Below are 20,645 nucleotides of genomic sequence, written 5' to 3'. Positions count from 1 at the left end.
GCCTCCTTTGCTTAATTGCCGGCCAGACGGCGGAGCACTTCCTCCAACACACTTTGGTAGGGCAGGCCGTTGGCCCGGGCCAGGGCGGCCACATCGTCATATTCCGGCTTGGTGTGGGAAATGCCGAAACCCTCCGCCCGCTTGATCCGGAGAGGACCCCATGGGGTGTCCACGCTCCGGAGGACGGGGGTCAGGAAATACTTGCCGCAGCGGCGGACACGCACCCCGTTGGTGGCAGTCAGGGCAAGAATGTGGCGGGCCAGCCGGTCCTCCTGTCCGGGGCTGCACAGCACCGTGAGGACCTGGCCGGGGCGGCCCTTTTTCATGGTGCCCGGAACGGCGTACACATCCAGGGCGCCCAGCTCCAGCAGGCGGGCGCAGGCGAAGGACAGGGCCTCAGCGGTCATATCGTCGATGTTGCACACCAGCTCCACGATTTCTCCGTTGGGCCCGCCGGAGGAGGGGGCCTCCTCCCCCAGAAAGGCCCGAACGCAGTTGGCTTGCTCAAACGCCTTGCTCCCAACGCCATAGCCCACCTGCTCCACCGTCAGCGTGGGCATGGGACCGAAGGCCTCGGAGAAATGGGCCAGCAGGGCCGCGCCGGTAGGGGTACAAAGCTCCCCCTGTACCGCGCCGCCGTAGGTGGGGATACCGGTGAGCAGCGCCGCCGTGGCGGGGGCGGGGACAGGCACTACCCCGTGGGCGCAGCGCACGCTGCCGCTGCCCACATGGATGGGAGAGGCCACAATCCGGTCGGGCCGGAGCATGTGGAGGGCCAGACACACCCCCGTCACATCGGCCACCGCGTCCAGAGCGCCCACCTCATGGTAGTGTACGTCCCCCACGGGGCAGCCGTGGGCCCGGGCCTCCGCCTGGGCGATGGAGTCGTACACCGCCCGGGCGTGGAGGCACACCATGGTGGGCAGCGGCAGGCGGTCGATGAGGGAGGCGATGGAATCGGGGGTGGCGTGGTGGTGATGGCTGTGGCCGTGGTCATGGCCGTGGGCGCAGGGGGTGTCCTGCTCCTCCTCCGCGCCGTGGATTTTTACATGCATGTGGGTGCCCATGATGCCGCAGGTGGCCCGGTGCTCCGGCTCCAGATGGACCCCGGGCAGGCCCAGGCCGTTCATGGCGTCCAGAAACTTCTGCTTTCCGGCGTGGTCCAGCAGTTCGTACAGGGCGGACAGGAGCATGTCCCCGGCCGCCCCCATACGGCATTCAAGATAAAGCGTTTTCATGGCTCTTCCAACCCCTCCATTTGATTGATCCGGCTGGCCAGATAGCCGGCCCCGAAGCCGTTGTCGATGTTTACCACGCTGCACCCGCTGGCGCAGGAGTTGAGCATGGCCAACAGGGCGGACAGCCCACCGAAGCTGGCCCCATAGCCCACGCTGGTGGGCACGGCTATCACCGGGCAGTCCACCAGGCCGCCCACCACGGAGGCCAGCGCCCCCTCCATGCCCGCCACGGCGACCACGCACCGGGCGGACATGAGTACGTCCAGGCGGCTGAGCAGCCGGTGCAGCCCGGCCACCCCCACGTCGTACAGCCGGGTGACCCGGTTGCCCAGGACCTCGGCGGTCAGGGCAGCCTCCTCCGCCACGGCCATGTCGCTGGTGCCGCCGGAGGCCACCACAATATGCCCAAGGGCGGGGCGCTCCCCGGGAAAGGCGATCCCCAGGCGGGCAATGGGGTGGTAGTCCAGGGGGAGGGAGGCCCCCACAAATTCAGCGGCTTCCCGGTCCACACGGGTGACGAGGATGTTGCGGCACCCACGCTCCCCCATAGCGGCGGCAATGCCGCGGATCTGCTCCGGGGACTTGCCCGCCCCGTAGATGACCTCGGCCGCCCCCTGGCGGACACCCCGGTGGAGGTCCACCTTGGCGTAGCCCAGATCCGCAAAGGGCTGGGTTTTGAGCTCCAGCAGCGCGTCCTCCGGCGGGGTGCGCCCGTCGGCCACGGCGCGCAGCAGGTTGAGAATCTCGTGCTTGTTGTCCATGGCTTGTCCTCCTCAGTCCGAGCCCTTCCGGGGCTCTAAATCCAACAGTACGGCGTCAAAGAGCGGGGAGAGCGCGGCCGTGACCTCCGCACGCCGCGCCAGCAGCCCTGGGGTCTGCTCCTCCGGGATCTGGATGCGCGCCGCCCCGCCGTAGAGGCGTACTCGAAAATCGGTCAGGCCCAGGGCAAACAGGGCGTCCTCCGCCCGCTCCACCCTGGAGAGAGCCTCCGCCGTCAGGGCCGTGCCCGCTGGTACCCGGGTGGCCAGGCAGGCGTAGGCCGGCTTGTCCCAGGTGAAGAGTCCAGCCTCCCTTGACCACTGCCGAACCTGGGCCTTGGTCACGCCGCACTCCCGCAGGGGGGAGCGCACCTCCAGCTCTGCCAGGGCGCGCATGCCGGGGCGGTCCCCCGCGTCGTCCGAGGCGTTGGTGCCGTCCAGCAGTAGGCTGTACCCGTCGTCCAGGGCGGCCTGCCGCAGGCGGGAAAAAAGCGCCCGCTTGCAGTGGTAGCAGCGGTCGGGCGGGTTGGTACGCACTGCATCATCAGCCAGCACGTCGGCCTCCAGCACGGTCAGCGGAACGCCCAGCTGCTCCGCCAGGCGTTTGGCGTCGGCCTGTTCAAAGGCGGGCTGGAAAACCGTGTGGACGTAATAGGCGCGCACGTCACATCCATACTGCCTGGCGGCCCAGAGCAGATAGGCCGAGTCCGCCCCCCCGGAAAAGGCGAGCGCGGCCTTTGGATGGGCGGTAAAAAAGGCTTGGAGCGTCATAAAAGAGTCCCCTCTCACAAAAAAGCAGGCATACCGGTCCGGTATGCCTGCAGACATATGCCCAGCCTCCGCGGCCGGGAGATTCCTAGTGAAAAAATACACGCTGGGAACAGGGCCTTCTGGCCCTCAATCGGCTTCCTGCCGATACTAATGATACCAGATCTCGGAACGGGCTGTCAAGCAGAACGGACCGGGGTGGCAAGGGTGACCGCGTTGTTGGACAAGGTGGGGTCGGCCGTGGGAGAGGCCAAGGCGGCGGCGCATACCAGGGGAGCGTGGGCGTCCCCAGCGAGCAGGCCGGTCAGGCACACCTGACAGCTCTGACCCGGTTCGAGGGGGCCCAGCGGGAGCGGCCCGTTCCAGGGGCGCGAGGACTCCGCCGGTCCGGGGGCAAAGGACGCCTGCTCCAGCGCATCGGGGAGGCGGCAGGTGAGCATCACAGCCTCCGCCCGGTCCGGTCCGGCGTTATGGACCGAAAACCAATAGCGTACCGGCTGACCGGAGCAGGCCGGGCTGGGGTGGACCGACACGGCCAGAACTAAATCCGCAGAGCGGACAGGGAAATCTGTCATAAAAAGGCCTCCTTTTCCAGGAATATTCCGCCCCATCCTATGCGGGGAAAGGGAGAGCGGGAACCGGAAAAGACCCGGAGGCCGAGCGGTTAGGCGCCGTTTCGACCGGCAATATGGGCCTTGAGGCAGGCAAAGGTCTCGTCGCTGATGTCGTGCTCAATCCGGCAGGCGTCCCTGGCCGCCGTCTCAGGGGAGACGCCCAGCTGAATTAGCCACTGGGTAAAGAGCTGATGGCGCTCATAAATGCGCTCGGCAATGGCCAGACCGGAGGGAGTCAGCTCGATCAGGCCCGCCGGATCCGTGGTGATATAGCCGTCCCCACGCAGCAGACTCATGGCCCGGCTGATGCTGGGCTTGGAGAAGTCCATGCGGCGGGCGATGTCAATGGAGCGGACGGCTCCCTTTTCCTCTTTAAGCATCAAAATGGTCTCCAGATAGTTTTCAGCGGATTCATGGATTTCCATAGAGCTACCTCACAGCACGTTTTTCCCATTGTAGCACATCAGAAACGACCGCACAAGGGCGGGTGCCGGCGATCTGAACCGGTATTTGACCTTTCGGGCAAAATCGGGTACAATCAAGGTGAAATCCAATGTTCGGTCTGCAAAAAGGGGGGGAGTCCGTTGCTTGGGCAGATTTTCAATCCGGAGAATCCATTTTTCAGAGCCTTGGGCAAGTGTACCGACGTGGTACTGCTCAGCCTGCTGTGGCTGGTTTGCTGCCTGCCGCTGTTTACCATCGGGCCGGCCACCGCGGCCTTGTACCGGGTGACCGTGCGCTGTGTACGGGGCGGGCAGAACGGGCCCTATGCCATGTTCTGGGAGACCTTCAAGCAAAACTTTAAGGTGGGGGCGCTGGCCTCTCTGGCGGTGCTGGCCGCCGGGGCGGTGCTGATTGCCGTCTGGAGAGCACTGTATATTATGGGAGTGGGGGCAGCGGACAGCTTTGCGGGGGTCGTGTATTATGCGTTCCTGATTGTGCTGGTGGTGCTGCTGGGGGTATTCAGCTACCCATTCCCCGTGCTCTCCCGCTTTACCTTCCGCGTAGGCGGGCTGCTGAGCAATTCGGTCAAGCTGGCCGTGGCTCATCTCCCGACCACACTGTTGCTGGGCATTCTGCTGACGGCGGCAGGGCTGCTGTGCTTCTGGTTTTTTCTGGCGGTCTTTGCCCTGCCGGTGCTGACCGCCCTGCTCCAGTCCCTCCTGCTGGAGCGTATTTTCCGGCCCTATGAGCAGGCTCAGAGGGAATAAGGTGTTCCAAAAGGCCCGCCCGGCACATTGCGCCGGGCGGGCCTTTTGGTTTACAGCAGTGCCGGGATCCAATCTGCCAGGGCCTTGGCCAGTGCGGCGTGTCCCCGGCGGGTCAGGTGCATAAAGTCAATCTCATTAAATTCGCACCCCAGCTCATTGGCGTCCAGGAAGTGGCAGCCGGCGGCCTGGGCCACGGCCCGGAATTCGACGGGCACCCGGCGGGATTTCTCCACACAGTTGGGGCCCATGGTACCCATCTCGTCGGCCACCGGGGAGGTGAGCACCCCCTGCCCGATGATGGGCGGGGCAATGATCAGAATGTTGGGCCTGCCGCCCGGGCCCCAGCAGTCCACGCTCTGGGCCCGCTGGACCAGGCGGCGCATGCCAAGACCGATGGCAAAGGCGTTCATGCCGAAGCGCTCCTTGGTGTCATTGGTGCCCAGCATGATGATCAGAAGGCTCACTGGCTCATGACTCTTGAGACAGGGATAGATGTAGTCCAGGGCGGAGAGATGCTCGTACAGCGGGTCGTCAAAGACCGTGGTGCGGCCGGACAGGCCCTCCTCCACCACCAGGTACTCTTCCCCCAGGGCCTTTTGCAGCAGACAGGTCCAGCGCTCCTCCTCGTTGAAGCGGGCTAGTTCCGGATTGGCACAGTCGGCGGGGTCGGCACAGTAGCCGTGGGTGTTGGAGTCGCCCAGGCAGACGATATGCTTCTTCATGGCGGCGCCCCCGTCACTTCCGCTCCGGCAGGGAGGCGGCGGCCACGCTCTGCCCCACCCGGCGGGACTTCTCGTCGGGCAGCGTGGGGGAGATGCGCCCGGCGACCTCCGGGTACTCGTCGGCCAACACCTTTTTGCAGGTCTCCAGCACGATGTCGCCGCCCCGGCCGGACATGACCCGGCCCAGCAGCAGCACATGCTTGAACCCATAGAAGTGGTGATACAGGGCCAGGGCATGGCCCAGATATACGCCGATGGAGCGGTAGATGGCCTCGGCAGGGGAGCCCTGGAGGTCCATCAGCTTCTGGACCTCCTTGAGCTTTTCTGCCGGGGAAAGGTCCGGGGAGAGGTTGATGCCGGCGGCGGGGGCCAGCTTGATGACCGCGTCCTGAGAGAAATACTTCACGCCGCAGCCGATGTCGCCGCTCCACTCGTCACGCATGGCGGCGGGGGAGGCGTCCACCGGGACAAAGGCCAGCTCGTTGAGCCATCCGGTGATGCGCCCCTCCGGGTCCACATAGCCCACGGCCTCGCTGGTGCCCATGGCGATGCCCAGCACGTTGTTCTCCCCCAGGTTCATGGCGCCCGCCAGGGCGGACACATCGCCATCGTTGCATACGGCGTAGGGCACATCACCGAAGGTGTCGCGGATGGCGCGGATGTAGATGTCCTTCACCTTGGCGTCAAACTGGTCCTTGGGCACCTGGAGGAAGAGGGAGGCGTTCATGGTGCGGTTGTTGATATACACGCCGGCGGAGGACACGCCCACCGCGTCCACCCGGGGCATATGTTCCGCAGCGGATTTGAGGGCGGCCACAATGCCGTCATAGTGGTAGTCCGGGTCGGAATTGATCTTGGGGAACCAGACAACCTCCTCGGAGAACACCGGCTCGCCGTCAATGACAGCGGAAACCTTACGGTCAGATCCGCCTGCGTCAAAGCCGATGCGGCAGCCGTCCAGGTGGCGGCCGATGGCCTTGGGGTCGCCCTTCTCCTGAGGGACCTGATCGCAGGAAACCACCTCAAAGGGGTGCTCAAATACGTTGGCCATATAATCAAAATCAAAGTCCTGCTGGCCTCCGGCACAGTAGATCTGCTGCATGGCTACGCAGATCTCCGGATCCCCGCTGATGTACACCTTAAAGCCGCCGTAAAGCCACAGCATGGTTTTGATGATGCGCTCCACGTAGTAGCGGTCGGCGGCGGCCATGGCGGGAGTGCCGTGAATGCGGGTGCGGTAGACGGCCACCTGACCGGCAGCGCGCTCCACCGCGATGTCCAGCGGCTTTTCCGCATCTTTGAGGAAAGCGGTATAGAATTTGCCCAGTGGAAGGAATCCCGGATCCAGCTCGGGGGTATGCAGGACAGGGACTTCAATACCGAGATGTTTCATGACAACGTCCTCCTTGTGTGATATGACGGTGATTCTCTGTTTATAGGCTATCAGTTTTTCTGAATCTGTCAAGCAAATTTTCGAAAAAATGAAAATAATTTTCCACTAACTCTTGACGCGGGCAGACACGGGCAGGTATGATGGGGGCAAATAAGGGGTCGACCCCGAGGAAAGGCGGAAGATATAAATGGATACTGCGAAGCTGCGCAGCCATCAGAAATGGATACAAGAGGAGCTGGAGCGATGTGTTTCGTTCTGGCTGAGGAATGGGATGGACCCCCAATACGGCGGTGTTTACACCTGTCTGGACCGGAAGGGGGAGATCTACTCCACGGATAAGAGCGTGTGGATGCAGGGACGCTGCGGCTGGATCTTCGCCTATCTGTGCCATGTGTACGGAGTGAAGGAGGAGTGGCTGGCCGCCTCCAGGAGCTGTCTGGAGTTCATGGAAAAATACTGCATCAACCACGCCGCCGGAGGACGTATGTATTTTACCGTTACCGAGGACGGCAAACCCCTACGCCAGCGCCGTTATTATTACTCCGAGGCTTTTTACGCCAGCGCAAACGCCGAGTATTACGGTATCACTGGGGACAAAGTATGTTTGGAGCGAGCGCGGCGTGCCTATAATATGTATTGGGATCTGGCCCACGGCGCCCCCGACCCGGTGGGCATGCCCCCCAAGACCATCCCCGAGACCCGCTCCGGCCGGACCTTTGGCCTGCCCATGATTATTCTGAACGTCATCAGCATCCTGCTGCGGGTGGACCCGGAGCACAGGGCGGAATATGAGCAGCGAGCCCAGGAGTGCGTGGATGAGATTTTTCGCTATCACGTCAAGCCCGACCTGAAGTGCCTGCTGGAGAACGTGGATGTGGACGGGACGCCCCGCCTGTACTATACCGAGGGCCGCGTTGTCAACCCGGGCCACGATATCGAGGGGGTGTGGTTCCTGCTAGAACATGCCCGCCGCACCGGCGACCAGGCTCTGATCGGCAAGGCCGCCCAGATCTTCGACTGGGCCATTGAGGCCGGCTGGGACAAGGAGTACGGCGGCCTGCTCTACTTTGTGGACTGCCTGGGCAAGCCCCCCGAGGCCTACGAGCACGACATGAAGCTCTGGTGGCCCCACAACGAGATCCTCATCGCCTCCCTGATGCTCTACCGGGATACGGGAGAGGAAAAATACCTAGACTGGTACGAACGAACGGCCGACTACTGTAAGAAGCACTTTTCCGACCCGGAGTACGGAGAGTGGTACGGCTATCTGCGCCGCGACGGTCTGCCCACGCAGCCCAGCACGAAGGGATCTACCTTTAAGGGCCCCTTCCATCTGCCCCGCTGCCTGATCCTGTGCGATCAGATTTTTGACCAGCTTCTGGCGAAAGGGCAGGGCTGAGCGATGCCGCTGGGAAACGTATTCGCAAAGATCAACCACGAATATTATCAGCTGACCAGCGCGGAGAAAAAGGTGGCGGATTACGTGGTGATCCACCAGAGAAAGACACAGTTCATGTCCATCACTGAGCTGGCGGAGGAGTCCGGCGTGGCGGAGGCCACGGTCTCCCGCTTTTGCCGCCGTCTGGGCTACAAAGGGTATAACGCCTTTAAGCTGGCGGTGGCGGACTCCACCGCCAACCGGGCGGCGTCCAACCCACTGGCAGGCGAGGTTCTGCCGGAGGACAGCGTGGCTGACATGTGCCAAAAGGTCTACACCGCGGATGCAGACGCATTGCGGGAGACAATGGAGCTGGTGCAGCCGGATCAGATTACCCGGGCGGCCAACCTGCTGGCCGCGGCAAACAAAGTGCTGTGTATGGGCCAGGGAGGCTCCATGATCTTGGCGCAGGAGGCGGCGCATCTCTTCTCCACTGCCACGCCCAAGTTTTTTGCCGTGTGGGATTCCCATATACAGGCCATCAACGCCTCGCAGATGGCGCCTGGAGACGTGGCGCTCTATTTCTCCTATTCCGGCTCCACCCGGGAGCTGCTGGAATGCGCCAAGATGATCCGGGAACGGGGGGCAAGCACCATCCTGATTACCCGCTTCCCCAAGTCCCCCGGCGCGGCGTATGCGGATGTGGTGCTCCAGTGCGGCGCTCAGGAGGGGCCGCTCCAGCTGGGTTCCATAGCGGCCCGCATCGCCCAGCTTTATTTGGTAGACGTGCTCTTCAGCGAGGTGTGCCGCAGAGATATTGGCGGCTGCCGCCAGCGCCGGGAGCAGGTGGCGGACGCTCTGGCCGAAAAGCATCTGGGCTGAATTGACAAAGCAACTGGAAAAAAATGTTGAAAATTTTTTGCAGTCTAAAAAAAATGGAAAATTTCTTTCAAAAGTATATTGACAAAAAGAAAGGCCGACTGTACAATCTATACAACAAGATTCCCAAAAATGGAATCGTATTTTATCAAAAATGAGGAGGACGACAGAATGAAGAAGCGTATTCTTGCAATGCTGCTGGCCGTAGGCATGATTCTGGGCCTGGCTGCCTGCTCCAACGGCACCCAGGGCAGTGGCAACACCCCTGCGGGCAACTCCGGCACGCCCGCGCCTACCGGAAATCAGTCCGGTGAGGTTACTGAGATCACCCTGTGGACCTATCCTATTGGAAACTGGGGCAAGGAAGCAGAAGTCAACAAGCTGACCGAGGCATTCAAGGCCGAGACCGGTATTTCCGTCAAGGTGGAGTATCTGGCCTATGCGGACGGCGATGACAAGGTCAACTCCGCGATCACGGCTAAGGGTGCTCCCGACCTGATTATGGAGGGCCCCGAGCGCCTGGTGGCCAACTGGGGTGCCAATGGCTACATGGTCGATCTGAGCGATATGCTGGACGACACTGATAAGGCAGAGATCAACGCCGTGAACCCCGGCACGCTTGCGGCCTGCACCACTGCCGACGGCAAGGTCTATGAGTATCCTCTGGTTATGACCGCCCACTGCATGGCGATCAACCTGGATGCCTTTAAAGAGGCCGGTGCCGACCAGTACCTGGACCTGGAGAATCACACCTGGACGACCGAGAACTTTATCAAGGCGGTCGAGGCCCTATATGCCCATTACGGTGAGACCGTAGGCGCCGTATACTGCGCCGGACAGGGCGGAGACCAGGGCACCCGCGCCCTGGTCAATAACCTCTACGGCGGTACCTTTACCGATGCTGGGCATACCACCTATACCTGGGATGATCCCAAGAACATCCAGGCGCTGGAGCTGCTCAAGGGCATGGACGGCATCGACTTTGACGCCTCCCTTCAGGGCGGCGACGAGATTAAGCTGTTCTACCAAGGTATTCTGAAGATGGCATTCTGTTGGAATATTGCCCAGCAGCTCGATCCCAACGCTGCGGGCACGGGCTCCGGCAAGACCATCAACGGCGAAGAGATTGTATTCATGAGCTTCCCCTCTGAAACCGGCGAGTCCGCGCTCCAGGGCGGCATCTGGGGCTTCGGCGTGTTTGACAACGGCGATCCCGCCAAAATTGAGGCTGCCAAGAAGTTCATCAAGTACATGGCTGACTCCGAGCATGCGGTTGATGCTGTGAAGACCGCCAACTACTTCCCCGTCCGCTCGGCTGCTGAGGGCACGGATCTGAGCACTATCTGGGCTGATAACGAGATCATGGACCAGTATCAGGTTCTGATGCCTTATCTGGGCGACTACTATCAGGTGACCACTGGCTGGGCCGGTGCGCGTACCGAGTGGTGGAATATGCTCCAGGAAGTGGGCCGCGGAGATGACATCGCCACTGCGGTGGCCAACCATGCCGCTGCCGCCAACGAGGCCGCTGCAAATGCATCTGCTGGCTGATCCTTACGAACTGAGCGTATTTGACATTTAACGGGTTTACACGCCCCTCCCTCGCATTGGGCGGGGGAGGGGCGTGTGCCTGTTTTCTGCTGCGGAGGTATGCACGACAGGTTCGGCTCCATCCCCGCAGCCGGACCTGTGATGCGTATCCCCAAACCACATCTTTTCCAAATGAGAGGGGCGTGTTTTTCTTGGCGAGACAGAGCCAGCCCGCCATGAGCCGGGCGCTGCAGCGGCGGGAGAATGTTTCCGGCTATCTGTTTATGCTGCCCAGTCTGATTTTCTTTGCTGGGTTTGTGATTATCCCTATGTTTATCTGTATCTTCCTCAGCCTGACCGACGCCAATATGCATGGCAGCAGCATGTTCGGCAATTTTATCGGCTTTGCCAATTTTGTAAAGCTGTTCAGCGACAAGACGTTTCTGAGGGCCCTGTGGAATACATTCCTCATTGTGGTGGTCAGCGTGCCCACGGTCTGTATTTTCTCGCTGTGGGTATCCTCCGCCATCTATAAGATGCATGGTGCAGCCCGCTCCTTTTTCCGAATTGTCTTTTACCTGCCCGTGGTGACCGGCTCTGTGGCGGTTACCGTGGTGTGGAAATGGATGTACGATAACTACACGGGAATCTTCAACTATGTGCTCAAGGGCGTCGGGCTCATTGACAAGAACATTAACTGGCTGGGTGACGAGCGCTTTGCGCTCTGGTGCATTATCCTGATCCTGTTTACCACCTCAGTGGGACAGCCCATTGTACTCTATGTCTCCGCCCTAGGCAACGTGGATCAGTCCCTGGTGGAGGCCGCCCAGGTGGACGGAGCTAACAACTTCCAGGTGTTCTGGAAGATCAAGTGGCCTCAGATTATGCCCACCACCCTGTATATTCTGGTGATTACCACCATCAATTCTTTCCAGTGCTTCGCCCTGATTCAGCTGCTGACCTCCGGCGGCTCGGGCACGAATACGGTGATGTATTATATCTACTTTACCGCCTTCAAACTGACTGAGCAGGCTGGCCACTTTGGGTACGCCAACGCCATGGGTGTGATTCTTGCTCTGGCAATTGCCGCCCTGTCTGCCCTTCAGTTCAGGCTGGCAAAAGAAAAGTAAGGGGGGCGAGTATATGAAATCTGGTGTGGAGCGTGTAAGCGCCTATAAAGTCATTTCCATAATCGTATTGATCGTCCTGGCTGTGTTGTTTCTATTCCCGCTGTACTGGATTGTTACCGGCGCGCTCAAGACGAGCGCTGACATTCTCGCGCCCCGGCCGGTCTGGTTCCCTACGGAGTGGACGCTGGATAACTTTACCCGGCTGTTTGATCGGCGCAGTGCCACGCTGTTTGACCTGTATATCCCCTTCAGCAGCCTCTTCTCCTCGAACGGGGAGCCTATTCTTCTTCTGTCCGGTCCTGTGGTCCCTGCGGCCTTCCGCTGGTTGTTGAACACTGTATTCATGGCAGTGGTGGCCATGCTTTTGACCTGCATTACGGCTGCCATGGCCGGCTATGCCTTGGCGAAGAAACGCTTCCGCGGCCGGGCCATTGTGTTTGGCCTGATTGTATGCGCCATGGCTCTGCCGAAGCAGGTGATCCTCATCCCCCTGTTGAAAGAGATGGCGCTCCTGAATCTGTATGACAAGATCTGGGCGGTTATTTTTCCCACGGTCGGCTGGCCCTTCGGCGTGTTCCTCATGAAGCAATTTTCGGAGAGCATTCCCAGCGAGATCCTGGAGGCGGCCCGTATTGATGGGGCCAGTGAGTTCAAGACCTTTACCACTGTGGTCCTTCCCATAATTAAGCCGGGTATTGGGGCGCTAGCAATTTTTACCTTTATTAATTCGTGGAACGACTACTTTATGCAGTTGGTTATGCTGAGCAGCAACAGCAACTACACGATTTCTCTGGGCATCGCCACACTGCAGGCGGAGACCTCCATTGATATGGGTATCCTGATGGCTGGCGCGGCCCTGGCCGCCGCGCCCATCATCATTGTGTTCCTGATTTTCCAGAAGTATTTCACCCAGGGAATTACCATGGGCGCCGTCAAGGGCTGAGCGGCCAAAAGACGGATCTCTATGGTCCGGCCCGCGTGTTTCCGGGCCGGACCCCAAACAAGACCTCAATGGAGTGATAAAAATGAGAGACATGAAAAAGTATCAGGGTGTCATACCCGCCTTCTATGCCTGCTATGACGACCAGGGCACCATCTCACCGGAGCGGGTGCGTTCGCTGACCGAGTACTTGATCGGGAAAGGCATCCAGGGCCTGTATGTGGGCGGCTCCTCCGGCGAGTGCATCTACCAGAGCGTGGCGGAGCGCAAGCTGGTCCTGGAGCATGTGATGTCCGCAGCCAAGGGCAGGATTACCGTTATTGCCCATGTGGCCTGCAACAACACCGCAGATTCTCAGGAGCTGGCCGCCCACGCGGAGCGCCTGGGGGTGGATGCCATCGCCGCTATCCCGCCGATCTACTTCCACCTGCCCAACTACGGCATTGCCCAGTACTGGAACGACATCTCTGCCGCCGCGCCCAACACTGATTTCATCATCTACAATATCCCCCAACTCGCGGGCGTGGCGCTGACCCCGTCTCTGCTGGAGGAGATGAAGAAAAATCCCCGGGTGGTGGCGGTAAAGAACTCCTCCATGCCCACCCAGGACATTCAGATGTGGTCTGATGCCGGCGTGCCCGCCTTCAATGGCCCTGACGAGCAGTTTGTCTCCGGCCTGGCTATGGGCGCTATCGGCGGGATCGGCGGCACCTACGCCGTTATGCCGGAGCTTTACATGAAGATCTATGAGTTGTATCATAAGGGGGAGGTGGCATTGGCTCGGGAGATCCAGAACGAATGCTGCCGCATTATCTATGCGATGTGCGCGGCGCATGGCAATCTGTATGCTGTGATGAAAGCTATTCTGGCGAAAAAGGGCGTGTTCTGCGGCACGGTCCGCAAGCCCCTGCCCGATCTGGCCGCCGGGGACCTCACGATTGTGGATGCCTGTGCAGCTCAGATTGACGCCGCCATCGCGAAGTATTGCTAGGGGAGGCAAAAAAACAATGAGGATTTATCAAGCGGAAGACTATAAGGCGATGAGCCGCCGGGCGGCCAACATCATTTCGGCCCAGGTGATCTACAAGCCGGACTGTGTGCTGGGCTTGGCCACCGGAGGGACCCCTGTGGGTATTTACCAGCAGCTGGTGCAGTGGTTTAAAAAGGGAGACCTGAGCTTTGCCGAGACCAAGTCCGTCAACCTGGACGAGTATGTGGGTCTGTCCCCTCACCACGAGCAGAGCTACCGCTATTTTATGCAGAGTAATCTCTTTGACCACATTGACATCAAGCCGGAGAACACCCATGTGCTCAATGGTCTGGCCAAAGACGCGGCGGAGGAATGCGCGGCCTACAACAGGCTCATCCGCGGCCTGGGCGGCATTGATCTGCAGCTGCTGGGCATGGGGCACAACGGCCATATCGCGTTTAACGAGCCTGGAGACGACTTCGGTCTGGAGACCCATGTGGTGAACCTGACGGAGAGCACTATTGCGGCCAACGCCCGATTCTTTGCCTCCGCTGACGAGGTGCCCCGCCATGCCCTGAGCATGGGCATCAAGAATATTATGAACGCCCGCCGTATTCTGATTGTAGTCAGCGGCGAGGAAAAGGCCGACATCGTCTGCCAGGCCTTTACCGGCCATGTGACGAAAGAGGTGCCCGCATCCATCCTACAGCTGCATCCGGACGTCACCCTGGTGGGCGACAAAGCGGCCCTTCATAAGCTGGTGGAAGCTGGGGTGTCGGTATGCGGATAACAGGCGGGCAGATTTTTGATGTGGAGCAGGGCTTTACCCGCCGGGACCTGTGCACAGACGGGGCGCAGATCTCGTCTGCCAGCTCGGACGGCAGGAGCTATGACGCCTCCGGCTGCTACGTGATCCCCGGGCTGACCGACCTGCATTTTCATGGCTGTGTGGGCGAGGACTTTTCCGACGCCACGCCGGAAGGCCTGCAGGCCATGGCGGATTACGAGCTCAGCCGAGGAATCACCCAGATCTGCCCCGCCGGCATGACCCTGTCGGAGGAGCAGCTGACGCTGATTTGCCGGAACACTGCCGCGCACCGGGAGAAAAAGGCCGGCGGCGCGGAGGTGGTAGGGTTGAATCTGGAGGGCCCGTTCCTGAGCAGGGCCAAAAAGGGCGCGCAGAACGCGGCCTACCTCCACGACCCGGACCTGGCGATGCTCCGACGGCTACAGCAGGCGGCGCAGGGCATGGTCAAACTGGTGACCGTGGCCCCGGAGCAGCTGGGCGCCATGGAGTTTATTCGGGCCGCGGCCGCGGATGGCATCACGGTTTCGGTGGGCCATACAACAGCGGATTATGAGACCGCCTCCGCCGCCTTCGCCTCCGGCGCCCGGCAGGCCACCCATCTGTTCAACGCCATGCCGCCCTTTACCCACCGCGCCCCGGGCGTGGTGGGCGCGGCCTTTGACCAGCCGGAGGTTCGGGTGGAGCTGATTTCTGACGGTGTGCACATTCATCCCAGTGTCGTTCGCGCGGTGTTCCGCCTCTTTGGCGCCCGTCGGGTTATCCTGATCTCGGACTCCCTCCGGGCTGCCGGTATGCCGGACGGCACGTATCCCTTCGGGGGCCAGATGATTGAGGTGCATGGAAACCGGGCGACCATACTGGGCGAGCCGGACACCCTGGCCGGCTCGGTCAGCGATCTGATGGCCTGCATGAAGCGTGCGGTCTCCTTCGGCGTCCCGCTGGCGGACGCGGTGACCGCCGCCGCGGTAAACCCCGCCCAGGCCATCGGCATCTATGACCGGATGGGCAGCCTGGAGACGGGTAAGCTGGCCAACGCGGCGGTGCTGGACCAGAATCTGGAGCTGAAGGCCGTCCTGTTCCACGGCGAGATTGTACACGGCGTTTGATCCCCGAATAATAACGGCGCCCGCCCCTACTCCATCCCTATAGGGGCGGGAGAGCCTGAAAAAGGAGGAAAAAATCCGCCGGGCCGGCGGTGCGGCAGTGTGGAGACCTGCCGTAAGGCGCTTCGGGTTCTGCTCCCGCTGCGCGAGGAAGCTGATTGCGGAGGCACGGCTTCTGCGGCCTGCGTCTATGGCAACTGTTACGCTCAAAGGCGTCAAGAAAATTTACGATAACAAAGTTACTGCAGTCCACGATTTCAACCTGGAAATTGCAGATAAGGAATTTATCGTGTTGGTTGGTCCCTCCGGCTGCGGTAAGTCCACCACTCTGCGTATGGTGGCGGGCCTGGAGGATATCTCCGAGGGAGACCTGTTCATCGGCGACAAGCGCATGAACGACGTGGAGCCCAAGGACCGGGATATCGCCATGGTATTCCAGAGCTACGCCCTGTATCCTCACATGACGGTGTATGAAAATATGGCCTTCGCCCTGAAGCTGCGCAAGTTGCCCAAGGACGAGATTGACCGGAAGGTACGGGAGGCGGCTGAGATTCTGGACATCACCCAGTATCTAGAGCGCAGGCCCAAGGCGCTCTCCGGCGGGCAGCGGCAGCGCGTGGCCATTGGCCGCGCGATTGTCCGTGACCCCAAGGTGTTCCTGATGGACGAACCTCTGTCCAACCTGGATGCCAAGCTACGTAATCAGATGCGTGCGGAGATCATCAAGCTGCGCCAGCGCATCAACACCACCTTCATTTACGTCACCCACGACCAGACCGAGGCCATGACCCTGGGCGACCGCATCGTCATTATGAAGGACGGCTTCATCCAGCAGATCGGCACTCCCCAGGAGGTGTTTAACCACCCCGCCAACCTCTTTGTGGCAGGCTTCATCGGCTCCCCCCAGATGAACTTCTTTGACGCAGAGCTCACCAAGAGCGGAAGTGCATACAGCCTGAAGGTGGCTGGCGCGGTGATGGCTCTGGATGGGGAGACTCAGGAGAAGCTCGCCAGCTGCGGCGTGGAAAGCTGCAAGGTAATCGCCGGCGTGCGTCCGGAGCACATCACCTTTGCCCCGGATTCGGCGGAGCATACCCTCACGGGCAGCGTGGACGTGTCCGAGATGATGGGCAGCGAGCTGCACCTGCATGCCAATGTGGAGGGTAAGGACGTGGTCCTGCGCGTGCCCACCACCGAGCTGCCTTCGGAGCACCGGGGCGGCATTCCCTACGGGACCCAGGTCCACTTCACGTTCCGCCCGGACTTGATCCACTTGTTTAACCCGGAGAATGAACAGAATTTGATCTGATTGCATGCAGAAGGAGCGCCGGCCTGCTGAGGCCGGCGCTCCTTTTTTGGCGGGTTATTCCTGCGACTGGGGCGGCGCGCCCCGACCCTTCCAGAGGGCCAGAGACATGGCGCCCAGGGCGGGGAGGATCAGAAGCAGGTACATGGGACCGCTGCCCACGCAGTCCACAAGACGGCCGCAGACCAGATTGCTCAGGGAAAAGCCGATGTCAATGCCGATGTAGTAGGTGCTGCTGCCCAGGCTGCGCCGCTCCGGAGGGGCCAGCTGGACGCTGCGGGCCTGAGTCACGGGAAGCAGGGTGCCGTAGCCCACGCCGAAGACCGCCCCCGCCAGCAGTAGGGTGGTCTGACTGCGCCCCAGACCCAGCAGCAGCATGGTGGCAATGCAAAGGCAGCCGCTGAAGAGGGCGGTGGCGGCCAGGCTGCGCCGGTCGGTCAGGCGGCTGCACAGGGAGCGGGCCAGGAACATGGTCAGGGTGCTCACGGTAAAGAACATCCCCGCGCCGGGGATCTGATAGGCCTCCGCGTGGACCACCAGAAAGGCGGAAATGGCGCTGTTCAGGGTGGAAAAGAGCATGCCCACCCCGGCGGGGAGGAGGGAGCGGCGCTCCACAATGCTCCAGAGGGAGAGCCGGGGGCGGCCTGAAGCCCGGGGCCGTGGCCGGGCGGCGTTTTCCGGAAGCGTAAAGGTCAGGGCCAGCGCAGCCAGCCGCAGCAGCAGGGAGACCGCCAACATAACCGGATAGCCCCAGCGCTCCTGAATGGCCAGGGCCATGGCGGGGCCCGCCATCTGTCCAATCACGGTGGTCAGGCCAAAGTAGCCGATCCCCGCGCCGATCTGGTCGGCGGGCAGGGTGTCGGCCGCCAGGGCCATGGCGATAGTGGTGGTGATGCTGTACCCCACCCCCTGCAATGCCCGCAGGACCAGCAGGAGCCAAATATGCTTTACGAAGATCAGCCCCAATCCGGCCACAGCCAGCAGGACCGAGGAGAAGAGAAACAGCTTCTTGCGGGAGAAACGGTCACCCAGCACGCCGGAAAAGGGGCGGGTACCGAAGGAGGCCACAAAATAGAGACCAGAGACGATCCCGGCCACGCTGGTGGCGGCGCCCAGGGTTTTGGCATATGGGACAATGGTAGTATTGAGCATGTACAGGGATAGCCAGGAGACGATATTAAGCAGACAGATCAGGAGAAAGTTCCGGTTTTTCCACATGTGGGGGCACACTTCCTTGCGCAGAGTTAGAAAGATTAATGCTATTATAGCAATCCGGTCCGCCCTTGTCCAGAACAGAGCGGGCATGCTCCCTGGACTTGCCGCCCCTTTTATGCTACCATAGGACAAAAGAAAGCCGTGGAGAGGAGAGAGCCGTATGGAGCAGCTGAACCTGAAGCTGGCCCTGGCCGCCCTGGAGGTCTGTGATTCCATCGCCATTACCGACGCCTCCGGCGTATATGTTTATGTCAACCAAAATTGGATGCGCACCATGAGCCCGGGGTCGGAATCGCCCCTGGGGAAACACCCCTGGGATCTGGTGCCAGACAGCCGGGTGGCGGAGGTGCTCAAAAATCGACGGCCTTTGGTGGGGTATCAGATCCGGGCCAAGCGGCAGGAGGGGCTGGTCTCCTATTTCCCGCTGTTGGAGGATGGAGCGCTGCTGGGTGTGCTCATCTGGGGACAGTTTGCTAATACGGAGTACGCCCGGCGCTTTTCCCAGGTGTCCAGCCAGCTGGCCAGGGAGCTGAGCAGCGCCAAAGAGCGGCTGCGCACCCTCTCGGCCGCCAGCTATAACCTCTCCGGCATTGTGGGGGAGAGCGAGGCCATGGAGCGACTGCGGGAGGACATTATTTCGGCAGCTCGCACCTCCTCCACCGTGCTCATCGAGGGGGAGACGGGGGTGGGTAAGGAGCTGGTGGCCCAGGCGGTCCACGACTGCAGCCCGCGTCGGGCTCAGCGATTTGTGCGCATCAATTGCTCGGCCATTCCCGCGGAACTGGCGGAGTCGGAATTTTTTGGCTATGAGGAGGGGGCCTTTACCGGCGCGCGCCGGGGCGGACGGAAGGGCAAGTTTGAGCTGGCCAGCGGCGGCAGCCTCTTTTTGGATGAGATCAACCAGCTGCCCCTGTCCATGCAGCCAAAGCTGCTCCGTGTGCTCCAGGAGCGGGAGATCGAGCGGGTGGGCGGCAGCACGGTCATCCCCGTGGACGCACGCATCATTGCGGCCGCCAATGTCCACCTTCGCCGCCAGGTGGAAGAGGGGCGGTTCCGCAGCGACCTCTATTACCGGCTGAACGTGGTGCGGATCCGGATACCGCCCCTGCGGGAGCGGAAGGAGGACATCCCGGTCCTGGCCCGGAATTTTCTGATGAAGCTCAACTATCAGCTGGGAACAGACATCAGCTCCATCAGCGGGGAGGTGCTCCGCCGCATGATGGCCTACCACTGGCCGGGCAATGTCCGGGAGCTGCACAACGCGCTGGAGCGGGCCATGAATCGCTGCCGGGGAGACACCCTGCAGCCGGAGGACTTTGAGTATGCGCCCGGCAGCGCTGCACCCCGTCCGGGCACCGCGCCCGCGGTCGGCGGCTCCCTCACCCATTTAAAGGACGAGCTGGAATACGAAGCCCTGCGGACCGCCATGCTCCAGGCCGGAGGCAATAAAACCAAGGCGGCCCGGCTTATGGGTATCTCCCGCAACGCCCTGTATAAAAAACTGAAAAAGTTTGAACAGCCCGGGACACGGTAGCAGGCTGTACCCGCCGGAGCCATGCTCCGGCGGGTATTTCTTTTGCAAGTGCAAACGAGATGTCAACTATTTGCGCACCAAAAGGAGCGAACGATTGACAAAAAGGGGGCGGTGATAGGAAAGAGAAATTCCTGAATGCCTTGCAAATCGAGCGATTCTGAACTTGGCATGCCGCTTGCTTTCCTCATGGATGGAAAAAGGAAACCGATCATCAAGGAGGAAACGCGATGAAACAGTTTGAAGAGCTCAGAGGGATGCTCCACATGGCGGAGCAGGCGCCGCGGCTGGGGGTCGTTGCCGCCCAGGACAGGCATACTCTGGAGGCAGTGGCGGCCGCCGCAGGAGAGGGGATCGTCACCCCGGTGCTCTACGGCAGAGGCCGGGAGATCGCGCCCCTGTGGGAACAACTTGCGCCCGCGCTGCCGCTGCCGGAGCTGGTGGAGACACAGACGGTGGAGCAGTGCATTTCCGCCGCGCTCTCCGGGGTGCGCGACGGGACGCTGGCCTGTATTATGAAGGGAGCGCTGGAGACCGGGACCCTGATGAAAGCGGTGGTCCACCGGGAGCACGGCATCCGCCGCAGCCCGGTGCTCTCCCTGATCGCGATGATACAGTCGCCCAGCTACCACAAACTCTTTGCCATCAGCGATGTGGGCTTGAACACTTACCCGGATCTGGAGCAGAAGCGGGCCATTCTGGAGAACGCGGTAGCGCTCTTCCACGCCCTGGGCACCCCCAATCCCAAGGTGGCGGTGCTGGCGGCCCTGGAAAAGGTAAATACTAAGATGCCGGAGACCGTGGATGCCGCCGCCCTTAAGGAGCTGAACCGGCGGGGAGAGGTGGGCGGCTGCACGGTGGAGGGGCCCATCTCCTACGACCTGTGCATGGACCGGGAGGCCGCCGCGATCAAAGGGTATCAGAGCCCGGTGGCGGGGGACCCGGACATTCTCATCGTACCGGACATCAACGCGGGAAATGTGCTGGCCAAGAGCCTGACCTGCTCCGGCGGTGCCAGAACCTGCGGTACGGTCACCGGTGCCCAGGTGCCCATCGTGCTTACCTCCCGCTCGGCCACGGCAGAGGATAAGTTCTATTCCATCCTGCTCTCCGCCGTAGCGGGACAGCGGACCGGAAAGGAGGCGTGAGGT

General features: G+C 61.4%; 20 protein-coding genes. 12 read left to right on the top strand and 8 right to left on the bottom strand.

What is annotated here, in order from left to right; all coding sequences use genetic code 11:
• Nucleotides 1–11: 11 nt before the first annotated feature.
• From larC to H9Q75_RS04365, 5 genes are all read right to left on the bottom strand, one after another.
• The gene (gene larC / locus H9Q75_RS04385) at nt 12–1,238 is read right to left on the bottom strand and encodes a nickel pincer cofactor biosynthesis protein LarC (RefSeq protein ID WP_186564897.1); all 1,227 of its coding nucleotides are present in this window, start codon (nt 1,236–1,238) and stop codon (nt 12–14) included.
• Nucleotides 1,235–1,999 carry a nickel pincer cofactor biosynthesis protein LarB gene (larB, locus tag H9Q75_RS04380; RefSeq protein WP_186564896.1) on the bottom strand — a complete coding sequence of 255 codons (765 nt, stop codon included), beginning with the start codon at nt 1,997–1,999 and terminating at the stop codon, nt 1,235–1,237. Before larB ends, larC begins: the two co-directional genes overlap by 4 nt.
• A 12-nt stretch (nt 2,000–2,011) precedes the next feature.
• Complete coding sequence (gene larE / locus H9Q75_RS04375) at nt 2,012–2,767, bottom strand: ATP-dependent sacrificial sulfur transferase LarE (protein WP_186564895.1); 756 nt, start codon at nt 2,765–2,767, stop codon at nt 2,012–2,014.
• Nucleotides 2,768–2,943: 176 nt separating this feature from the next.
• On the bottom strand, nt 2,944–3,339 hold the full coding sequence (locus H9Q75_RS04370) for a DUF11 domain-containing protein (protein ID WP_186564894.1): 396 nt from the start codon (nt 3,337–3,339) through the stop codon (nt 2,944–2,946).
• A gap of 89 nt (nt 3,340–3,428) precedes the next feature.
• The gene (locus H9Q75_RS04365) at nt 3,429–3,803 is read right to left on the bottom strand and encodes a metal-dependent transcriptional regulator (RefSeq protein WP_186564893.1); all 375 of its coding nucleotides are present in this window, start codon (nt 3,801–3,803) and stop codon (nt 3,429–3,431) included.
• 159 nt (nt 3,804–3,962) lie between these two features.
• Between H9Q75_RS04365 and H9Q75_RS04360 the strand changes: the two genes are divergently transcribed.
• Nucleotides 3,963–4,589 carry a DUF624 domain-containing protein gene (locus tag H9Q75_RS04360; protein ID WP_186564892.1) on the top strand — a complete coding sequence of 209 codons (627 nt, stop codon included), beginning with the start codon at nt 3,963–3,965 and terminating at the stop codon, nt 4,587–4,589.
• Nucleotides 4,590–4,639: 50 nt separating this feature from the next.
• On the opposite strand, the gene H9Q75_RS04355 is transcribed toward H9Q75_RS04360, so the two are convergent.
• A complete protein-coding gene (locus H9Q75_RS04355) occupies nt 4,640–5,311 on the bottom strand; it encodes a GDSL-type esterase/lipase family protein (protein ID WP_186564891.1) in 672 nt (223 codons plus the stop codon).
• 13 nt (nt 5,312–5,324) lie between these two features.
• Nucleotides 5,325–6,704 (bottom strand): ROK family protein, encoded by a 1,380-nt coding sequence (locus H9Q75_RS04350; protein ID WP_186564890.1) that lies wholly within the window; start codon nt 6,702–6,704, stop codon nt 5,325–5,327.
• A 187-nt stretch (nt 6,705–6,891) separates the two neighbouring features.
• Here H9Q75_RS04350 and H9Q75_RS04345 point away from each other — a divergent pair, with 187 nt between their 5' ends.
• The 9 genes from H9Q75_RS04345 (at nt 6,892) to H9Q75_RS04305 (ending at nt 16,751) form a co-directional block, all read left to right on the top strand.
• Nucleotides 6,892–8,103, top strand: a complete 1,212-nt coding sequence (locus H9Q75_RS04345) for an AGE family epimerase/isomerase (RefSeq protein ID WP_186564889.1) — start codon at nt 6,892–6,894, stop codon at nt 8,101–8,103.
• Nucleotides 8,104–8,106: 3 nt separating this feature from the next.
• Nucleotides 8,107–8,964, top strand: a complete 858-nt coding sequence (locus H9Q75_RS04340) for a MurR/RpiR family transcriptional regulator (RefSeq protein WP_186564888.1) — start codon at nt 8,107–8,109, stop codon at nt 8,962–8,964.
• Nucleotides 8,965–9,132: 168 nt separating this feature from the next.
• Nucleotides 9,133–10,512, top strand: a complete 1,380-nt coding sequence (locus H9Q75_RS04335) for an ABC transporter substrate-binding protein (RefSeq protein ID WP_186564887.1) — start codon at nt 9,133–9,135, stop codon at nt 10,510–10,512.
• 215 nt (nt 10,513–10,727) lie between these two features.
• The gene (locus tag H9Q75_RS04330; RefSeq protein WP_186565036.1) at nt 10,728–11,621 is read left to right on the top strand and encodes a carbohydrate ABC transporter permease; all 894 of its coding nucleotides are present in this window, start codon (nt 10,728–10,730) and stop codon (nt 11,619–11,621) included.
• Nucleotides 11,622–11,634: 13 nt separating this feature from the next.
• A complete protein-coding gene (locus tag H9Q75_RS04325) occupies nt 11,635–12,564 on the top strand; it encodes a carbohydrate ABC transporter permease (RefSeq protein WP_186564886.1) in 930 nt (309 codons plus the stop codon).
• Between the two features lie 82 nt (nt 12,565–12,646).
• The gene (locus H9Q75_RS04320; protein WP_186564885.1) at nt 12,647–13,552 is read left to right on the top strand and encodes a dihydrodipicolinate synthase family protein; all 906 of its coding nucleotides are present in this window, start codon (nt 12,647–12,649) and stop codon (nt 13,550–13,552) included.
• A 16-nt stretch (nt 13,553–13,568) separates the two neighbouring features.
• Nucleotides 13,569–14,321 carry a glucosamine-6-phosphate deaminase gene (gene nagB, locus H9Q75_RS04315; RefSeq protein ID WP_186564884.1) on the top strand — a complete coding sequence of 251 codons (753 nt, stop codon included), beginning with the start codon at nt 13,569–13,571 and terminating at the stop codon, nt 14,319–14,321.
• On the top strand, nt 14,312–15,445 hold the full coding sequence (gene nagA, locus H9Q75_RS04310; protein WP_186564883.1) for an N-acetylglucosamine-6-phosphate deacetylase: 1,134 nt from the start codon (nt 14,312–14,314) through the stop codon (nt 15,443–15,445). The genes nagB and nagA overlap by 10 nt, the downstream gene beginning before the upstream one ends.
• 187 nt (nt 15,446–15,632) lie before the next feature.
• Nucleotides 15,633–16,751, top strand: a complete 1,119-nt coding sequence (locus H9Q75_RS04305) for an ABC transporter ATP-binding protein (protein ID WP_186564882.1) — start codon at nt 15,633–15,635, stop codon at nt 16,749–16,751.
• Between the two features lie 54 nt (nt 16,752–16,805).
• On the opposite strand, the gene H9Q75_RS04300 is transcribed toward H9Q75_RS04305, so the two are convergent.
• The gene (locus H9Q75_RS04300) at nt 16,806–17,966 is read right to left on the bottom strand and encodes an MFS transporter (protein WP_186564881.1); all 1,161 of its coding nucleotides are present in this window, start codon (nt 17,964–17,966) and stop codon (nt 16,806–16,808) included.
• A gap of 157 nt (nt 17,967–18,123) precedes the next feature.
• On the opposite strand from H9Q75_RS04300, the gene H9Q75_RS04295 reads away from it, so the two are divergent.
• Together H9Q75_RS04295 and H9Q75_RS04290 are read left to right on the top strand one after the other, a co-directional pair.
• Complete coding sequence (locus tag H9Q75_RS04295) at nt 18,124–19,497, top strand: sigma-54 interaction domain-containing protein (RefSeq protein WP_186564880.1); 1,374 nt, start codon at nt 18,124–18,126, stop codon at nt 19,495–19,497.
• A 227-nt stretch (nt 19,498–19,724) separates the two neighbouring features.
• On the top strand, nt 19,725–20,642 hold the full coding sequence (locus H9Q75_RS04290; protein WP_186564879.1) for a phosphate acyltransferase: 918 nt from the start codon (nt 19,725–19,727) through the stop codon (nt 20,640–20,642).
• Nucleotides 20,643–20,645: the final 3 nt, after the last annotated feature.

This window comes from Lawsonibacter celer, from assembly GCF_014281125.1.
In the GTDB taxonomy this organism is placed as follows: domain Bacteria; phylum Bacillota; class Clostridia; order Oscillospirales; family Oscillospiraceae; genus Lawsonibacter_B; species Lawsonibacter_B celer.
Note: the sequence above shows the minus strand (reverse complement) of the source record. Positions and strands in the feature narration are given on the sequence as shown.